Source organism: Blastomonas sp. CCH1-A6 (assembly GCF_001556365.1).
Taxonomy (GTDB): Bacteria; Pseudomonadota; Alphaproteobacteria; order Sphingomonadales; family Sphingomonadaceae; genus Blastomonas; species Blastomonas ursincola.
The window spans coordinates 1-4787 of sequence record NZ_LSIS01000214.1 but is presented as its reverse complement, the minus strand read 5'-3'; the positions used below and the strand labels follow the sequence as shown (position 1 = coordinate 4787).

Sequence of the window (4787 nt, the reverse complement as noted above, 5' to 3'; positions counted from 1 at the left end):
AGCGGTGCGCGTGTCCGAAATGGTCAGAAGCGCGATGTTGATGGGCTTGAACGCCCGCGATTCGTCGATGGCCATCGCTCAGTTGTGCTGCACCGTATCCAGCCGGACAAGCTCGATTCCACCGGCATGCGGAAAGCGTGGCCACATGCCCTGGGCCAGGCCCGTCGCGCTCTTCGAGTTCACGCCAGCCTGCTTTTCGTACATCCAGTAGTTGCGCAGGATGATGCCCACATAGGCGCGCGTTTCCCAATAGGGGATCGATTCGATGAACAGCAGCGGATCGCCATTATCCCGCACCTTCTCGTTCCAACGGCTGACCGGCAGCGGACCGGCATTATAAGCGGCGATGATCTTGGGCAGCAGCCCTTGGGTCTCGGGCCGGGTGTTGAGGAATTCGAGATAGCGCTGGCCATATTCGAGGTTCACGGCGGGCTGATAGAGCGCGCTGGCATCGAGCGACTGGCCGCGCGCGCGCGCCATGTCCTGCGCCGTGCCGGGGCGAACCTGCATAAGCCCGCGCGCATCGGCAGGGCTGCGCGCATCGCTGCGGAAGTTCGATTCCTGCAGCGTATGTGCATAGACCAGCGCCGGATCGACGCGCCAGCCTTCCACCGGCACCCAGCGAGGCGAGGGGAAGCGTGCGAAGCTGTCCGGGCGGCTGCCCTGCGGTCCGTTCTGCGCGAGCCACATCTGCGTCTGCGGCATCGAAAGATCGCGCGCGAGACGCAGCAGGCAATCGTGCGCGCTGTCGCCGGCAATCTGCGCTTCGTGGCGCAACACCTGGTCGGCCAAGGTCGATTCGCCGATCTGCGTCAGCGCGATGGCACGGCGGACATTGGGTCGGTCCTTGAGCAGTTTCCAGTCGTTGGTGCTGAAATCGGGCGCGCGAACCGAGCTGTCGGCAAGGCCCAGCTGCTCGGCCGCGAGCACGCCATAGAGCGTCTCGCCATATTGGCTGGCCGCACGCAGATTGGCCTGGACCAGATCGGGGCGTCGGCAGCGCGTCGCGGCGCGCGAGGCCCAGTAATATCCGGCAGCGCGCTGTTCCTCGTTCCAGGCATTGGCGGCGGCGCCTTCGAAGCCCTGGAGCGCAGCGGCGCAGTTGCCCAGGCGCCATGCTGCAAGCCCGGCGGTCCAGTGCGCCTCGCCCAGCCACTCGCCCGAACCCAGCGTCGCGGCGCGCGCCATGTCGAGTGCTTCCTGATCGCGGTTCTCGAGATAATAGGACCAGGCGACCCGCTGCTGCAGTTCGGTGCGCGCCTGAGGGCTGAGGAAATCGACCTGATCGGCCAGCGCCGCTGCCGCACCGGCGGGATCGTCGGCGACGATGCGTTCCTGGATCGTCGCGGCAAGCGTGGGTGGCACCGTGCCGTCGGCAACGCTGCGTGGCTTGCCCCGCCGGGTCAGCCCGCCGAAATTCGCCATGCGCACCATCTGGGGGCGGTCGGGCAGGATCGTCGCACCGCGCTTGGTGGCAAGCGACGCCAGACGTTCGGCATGCGGAAGGTCTGGTGCGGCATTGAGCAGGCTGAGCAGCGGTCCCATCTCGACACGCGGCGAATTGGCGGCAAGGAACAGCTCGGCCCGCGCGATATCGTGCAGCACGCCCTTTTCGCGGCTGTCGAGCAGTTCGCTCGCCTTGGCCCAGTTCTGCCCCCTGATCGCGCCGAACACCTGCGAATAATAGTCGCGCTCCGACGAGGAGAGCAGATCGGGCACCTGCGTCTTGGCGACGCGACTGGAAAAATAGCTATAGGATGATTCTTCGGCCATGGCTGGCTGGCAGGAGATCAGGGCCGCACCCCCGGCGATGATCAGCGCTTTCTTCAGCAAGGTCTTACTCCACGAGCAGCTTCTGCCATTGCTGCCACGCCATGCCTTTCTCTTGCGCGATGCGATGAAACATCAGGCTGAGCTTGCGCGTGACCACCGTTTTGACAGTTCGGTCACCATGGTTAAGAAAATGCAAATCGGTTGGCTTTTGCGATGGGTCGTGGCTGAGCAGCGCCCTGGCGGTGTCTTCGCCTGCAACCACCAGCATTTCCGGGGCTGCGAGCCCGATGTGATGCCGGGCGATGCGAGTCCAGGTACCAAGATGCGGCAGCGCCGCCTGGTTGTCGAGAACGACCCGCGGGAACAGCGAGGCACGGTAGACATCCTCCGGCGCAAAGCCGCACGCGCGCGCGATCATGTCGAGCAGCCGGCCCGAGCGACCTGACAGCACCGTGTCCTGATCGTCACGTTCGGGCGCGCCGGTAAGGATCATCACCCTAGCACCTTTCCGACCCGCTGGCGCAATATGGCGGCCGTCGCCGCCGTCGGCCGCGAGCGACCCGCTGCGCCATGCCGCTACAAAGGCATCGAGCGTCTCGGGCAGGACGAGTTCGGCGGGCGCCTTGGCAACGGGTGCGCCGGGCGCACGCGAGCCAGCCACCGGCGCTTGCTGAGGCGCGGGGCGCTGCGCCGGCGCTGTACGCACCGGCGGCGCATCATCGGCCAGCCAGTCGTTGGGTGTATCGGCAAAGTCCCATTCGACTCCCGCCAGCTGCCACCAGTCGACCAGGCTTTGTGCCTCGCGCAGTGGATCGTTCACCGGTGTCAGCACGTTGATGCCCCAAAGCGGGTTGACTTGCGCGCTGCGGCGCTATTGGAGTGAACGGGAGAGGGCATGCCATCGCCTTATGGCACAGGCCCCATCCTGAGCAACGGGGAAGACGAGATGACTGAACGCGAATCCATGCCATTTGACGTCGTGATTGTCGGCGCGGGCCCTGCCGGCCTCGCTGCGGCGATCCGGCTCAAACAACTGGCAGCGGAAGCGGATGCCGAGATCGAGGTGTGCGTCATCGAGAAAGGCTCGGAAGTCGGTGCGCACATCCTGTCCGGCGCGGTGTTCGATCCGCGTGCGCTCGACGAGCTGATTCCCGACTGGCGCGAGCAGGATTGCCCGATGGCCGCCACCCCGGTGACCGAGAACCATCACTGGGTGCTGACCAAGACCAGGAAGATGGCGATCCCGCATATCGCGACGCCCTCGTTCATGCACAACAAGGGCACCTATACCGGCAGTCTCGGCAATCTGTGCCGCTGGCTGGCGGAAAAGGCCGAAGAGCTGGAAGTCCAGATCTTCCCCGGCTTCGCTGCGGCGGAAATCCTGTACAACGAGGACGGCTCGATCAAGGGCGTTGCTACCGGCGACATGGGCATCGGCAAGGATGGCGAGCACAAGCCCGACTATACGCCGGGTCTGGAACTGCATGCCCGCTACACCTTCTTTGCCGAAGGCGCGCGCGGCCATCTCACCAAGATCCTCAAGCGCCAGTTCGATCTGGAGGCCAATTGCGAACCGCAGGTCTATGGCATCGGCCTCAAGGAACTGTGGGACATCGACCCCAAGAAGCACGTGCCGGGCCGCGTGATCCATACCCAGGGCTGGCCGCTCGACGACGCCTGGGGCGGCGGTTTCCTCTATCACCAGGCCAATGGCCAGGTGGCATTGGGCTTCGTGGTCGCGCTGTCTTATCAGAACCCGCATCTATCGCCCTTCCAGGAATTCCAGCGCTGGAAGACGCACCCGGAAATCCGCAAGATCCTCGAAGGCGGCAAGCGCGTGTCCTACGGCGCGCGCGCGATCAACGAGGGCGGCTGGCAGTCGGTGCCCAAGCTCGCCTTCCCGGGCGGCGCGCTGATCGGGTGCAGCGCTGGCTTCGTCAACGTGCCGCGCATCAAGGGCAGCCATACCGCGATGAAATCGGGCATGCTCGCTGCCGAAGCCGCGTTCCGCGCGATCCAAGCCGATCGCACGTCGGACGAGCTCTCGGATTATCAGGAAAATCTCAACGCCAGCTGGATCGCGGAGGAACTGAAGAAGGTCCAAAATGTCGAGCCTTGTGTCGACAAGTTCGGCGGCACCATCGGCACCGTTCTCGGCGGCATCGACATGTGGATGCGTCAGCTGGGTATCGGCCTGCCGATCACGATGAAGCACGACCCCGATTACAAGCATATGGGCCGGGCCGATCTCTACAAGCCGATCGATTATCCCAAGCCCGATGGTGTGATCACCTTCGACCGGCTGTCGTCGGTGTTCCTGTCGAACACCAATCATGAGGAAGACCAGCCGGTCCACTTGCAGCTCAAGGACCCCAGCATCCCGATCCAGGTCAACCTGCCGCTCTATGACGAGCCGGCGCAGCGCTACTGCCCTGCGGGCGTGTACGAGGTGGTCGGGCAGGAAGAGGGCAACCCGCGCTTCCAGATCAACGCGCAGAACTGCGTCCACTGCAAGACCTGCGACATCAAGGAAATGAGCCAGAACATCAACTGGGTGGTGCCCGAAGGTGGCGGCGGCCCGAACTACCCGAACATGTGACCTTCGAAATTCCTCCCCTTGCAGGGGAGGATTTGAGGAACGGAAGCCCCGGTGCTGACCGAAACCGCCTATGCCAAGGTCAACCTCGCGCTGCACGTCCGGCGGCGGCGCGAGGATGGCTATCATGATCTCGAGAGCCTGTTCGCCTTTGTCGATCGCGGGGATGTGCTGAGCGCGAACGCTCGCGCGGATGGTGGGCTGTCTCTGACGATCAGCGGGCCATTCGCGCATGGCCTCGATAGCGACGATGACAATCTGGTGCTCCGCGCCGCTCGGTCGCTGCAAATTTCCGTTTGTCCCGAGCCCCTCGGCAGGCTGGCGAGCCAGTCGCTCGGGATAAACTTCCCGGCTAAGCCGGGTAGTCGAGGGACGTATGCGCAACGTCCCTCGACTTCGCTCGGGAACTTGGCGGGGG

Annotated in this window: 3 protein-coding genes and 1 pseudogene; 2 read left to right on the top strand and 2 right to left on the bottom strand. The window is 64.5% G+C overall.

Annotated features, from left to right (window positions below):
* Positions 1-78 precede the first annotated feature (78 nt).
* Together AX735_RS09430 and AX735_RS09425 are read right to left on the bottom strand one after the other, a co-directional pair.
* On the bottom strand, positions 79-1833 hold the full coding sequence (locus AX735_RS09430) for a lytic transglycosylase domain-containing protein (RefSeq protein ID WP_066279019.1): 1755 nt from the start codon (positions 1831-1833) through the stop codon (positions 79-81).
* Positions 1834-1837: 4 nt separating this feature from the next.
* Positions 1838-2605, bottom strand: coding sequence for a uracil-DNA glycosylase family protein (locus tag AX735_RS09425; RefSeq protein ID WP_156447456.1), 768 nt, complete (start codon positions 2603-2605; stop codon positions 1838-1840).
* A gap of 114 nt (positions 2606-2719) precedes the next feature.
* Between AX735_RS09425 and AX735_RS09420 the strand changes: the two genes are divergently transcribed.
* Complete coding sequence (locus AX735_RS09420; protein ID WP_066279027.1) at positions 2720-4372, top strand: electron transfer flavoprotein-ubiquinone oxidoreductase; 1653 nt, start codon at positions 2720-2722, stop codon at positions 4370-4372.
* Positions 4373-4423: 51 nt separating this feature from the next.
* Positions 4424-4787: pseudogene (locus AX735_RS26305) on the top strand (4-(cytidine 5'-diphospho)-2-C-methyl-D-erythritol kinase); the annotation flags it as partial.

Bases quoted from the DNA above. Each gene is read 5' to 3' on its own strand.
- AX735_RS09420 (WP_066279027.1), top strand. From the start codon at position 2,720: ATGACTGAACGCGAATCCATGCCATTTGACGTCGTGATTGTCGGCGCG.